Annotated in this window: 2 protein-coding genes and 1 pseudogene; all 3 read right to left on the reverse strand. The window is 66.5% G+C overall.

Annotated elements, in window-relative coordinates; all coding sequences use genetic code 11:
* Nucleotides 1–209 (reverse strand): annotated as a pseudogene (locus tag BN3906_RS13720) (hypothetical protein); the annotation flags it as partial.
* A gap of 2 nt (nucleotides 210–211) precedes the next feature.
* Nucleotides 212–1,807 carry an APC family permease gene (locus BN3906_RS13725; protein ID WP_390620356.1) on the reverse strand — a complete coding sequence of 532 codons (1,596 nt, stop codon included), beginning with the start codon at nucleotides 1,805–1,807 and terminating at the stop codon, nucleotides 212–214.
* Entirely contained in the window at nucleotides 1,794–2,096 is a 303-nt protein-coding gene (locus tag BN3906_RS13730; protein ID WP_066590232.1) for a universal stress protein, read from the reverse strand. The genes BN3906_RS13725 and BN3906_RS13730 overlap by 14 nt, the downstream gene beginning before the upstream one ends.
* Nucleotides 2,097–2,228 lie beyond the last annotated feature (132 nt).

Consider the following 2,228-nt stretch of genomic DNA (forward strand, 5'->3'; position numbering starts at 1 on the left):
CGGTGGGTGACGGGGGTGGCCCGCCAGGTTGCTGCGGCTGCCGCGGCGGTGTCGAGGATGCCGGCCAGTTCGGTGTCGGTGAGGTGGGGGTAGGTGGCGGTGGTGGTGCCGGTGGCGGGGTTGACGGCCCGGTACACCGGCCCAGACGACGCAGACGACGCAGAGGCAGCGGAGGCGGTGGAGGCGGTGGAAGGGGAATGGGTGGTCATGGTTACTCCTCAGAATCGGTGGATGTGACGTGGTTGACGTGGCTGACGTGGTTGCCGGTATCGGCAGGACTGGCAGGGCTGGCAGGGCCGGCACCGGTGGGCGGTGCGGATACCGGGGACACCACCAGTTCGGTGACCAGGCGGTCGGGAACCTCTTCACGGGAGGACCCGGCGCCCCCGGCGTCCCCGGTGGCGGAATCCGCCTCCGACCGCGAGTGACAGTGCAGGAGTGTCTCTCCCCGGAAGAATGACGGGTCACGGAGCCTCACCCAGAGCATCACCACGACACCGAGGATGAGGACGCCCGCACCGAGGATGAAGACCATCCCCACACCGCCGATGGACGACCCCGAACCGTAGGACGGGTCGAGGGAGTCGACGGCGGTGTAGAAGAACATCACCAGCAGTACCAGGCCTCCGGCCAGCGGGAACAGGAACATGAAGAGCATGTTGCGCAGGGAGTCGAACATCTCGTGGCGGAAGTACCAGACGCAGGCGACGGCGGTGATCCCGTAGTAGAAGCAGATCATCAGACCCAGTGCGCTGATCGTGTCCCACAGGGCGTTCTCACTGACGAGACGGGTGACGGTGTAGAAGGTTCCGGCGGCGGCCGCGGAGATCACTGTGGCGGTGGACGGGGTACGGAACCTGGGGCTGATCTTCGCGAAGGACGGTGGCAGGGCCTTGTAGTAGCCCATCGCCAGCAGCGTCCGGGACGGGGAGATCATGGTCGACTGCAGGGAGGCGAAGGAGGAGCTGAGTATCGCCAGGGACATGAGGATGCCCCACTTGCCGAGCACCGGGTCGGCCAGTGCGGCGAAGATGGACTCCTGGTTGTCGGGGTTTCCGGCGCCGAGGCCCCCGGTTCCGGTTCCGGCCCAGGCGATGACGCCGACCGCGCAGAGTGCGTAGACCGCCATGATGACGAGGACGACGATGGTGGAGGCCCTGCCTGCGGTGCGTCGGGGGTCCTTCGTCTCCTCGTTCATCGTGAGGGTGGCGTCCCAGCCCCAGAACATGAAGATCGACAGTGAGACTCCGGCGGCGACGGCGAAGGCCGTGAGTACGACGAGCTGGAAGCCGACGAGCCAGTACTGCAGGTTCTTCGTGGATTCGACTCCCCGGTAGGCCACCCACGCCGCCACGGTGATGAAGACGAGGGTGGTGGGGATGTTGATCCACAGGTTCGTCGTGAGGTCGGCGATGTCCGGGTTGTCGAACACCTGGGACAGCAGCAGGTAGAAGAAGTCGACGGCCACGGCGGCGAGGTTGGACAGGACGATGACGGTCGCTGTGACGAGTCCCCATCCTCCCATCCAGCCGACCCACGGGTTGAAGGCTTTCGTCGCCCAGGTGAAGGAGGTGCCGGAGTCCGGGACGCGGTTGTTGAGTTCCCGGTAGCCGAAGGCGATGAGCAGCATGGGCAGGAAGCCGAGCAGCAGGATGCCGGGCACCTGGGTGCCGACTTCGGAGATGGTGGGGCCGAGCCCGGAGGTCAGGGTGTAGGCGGGGGCGATACAGGAGATGCCGACGACGACGGCACCGAGGACGCCGATCTTGCCGGCGGCGAGACCTTTTCCGTTGTCACTCACTGTCACTCCTGTTCGCAGGGTGTGTGTAGTCGGCGGGGATGACCACGACCGGTACCGGGGTGGTGCGCATCATTTTCGTGGCGGTCTTGCCGAGGAAGAGGTGTCCGTGGGCGGCCAGGCGGGAGGACGCCACGAGCACGATCTCGTCGTCCCTCCAGTCGAGTTCGTGCAGGGCGTCGGTGACCGAGCGTCCGGTGGCGATGACGGTGGTGGCCGTGCCTGCCGAGACCATGTCGGCGGCTTCGGCTGCGAGGCGTCCGGTGGCTTCGCTGTACACCTCGTTGATGACCTGCATGTTGATCGCGGCGGTGTGGTTCCTCGTGGCGTCCCTCCCGTTGTTCCGTCGTATCCCCGAGGTGCCCGCCACCGTGGGTGGTGCGGCGGGTGTCGGGTGGCGGGACTCCTACCGTGCACTCTTCCGTGACCT

This window comes from Corynebacterium provencense (assembly GCA_900049755.1).
In the GTDB taxonomy this organism is placed as follows: Bacteria; Actinomycetota; Actinomycetes; order Mycobacteriales; family Mycobacteriaceae; genus Corynebacterium; species Corynebacterium neomassiliense.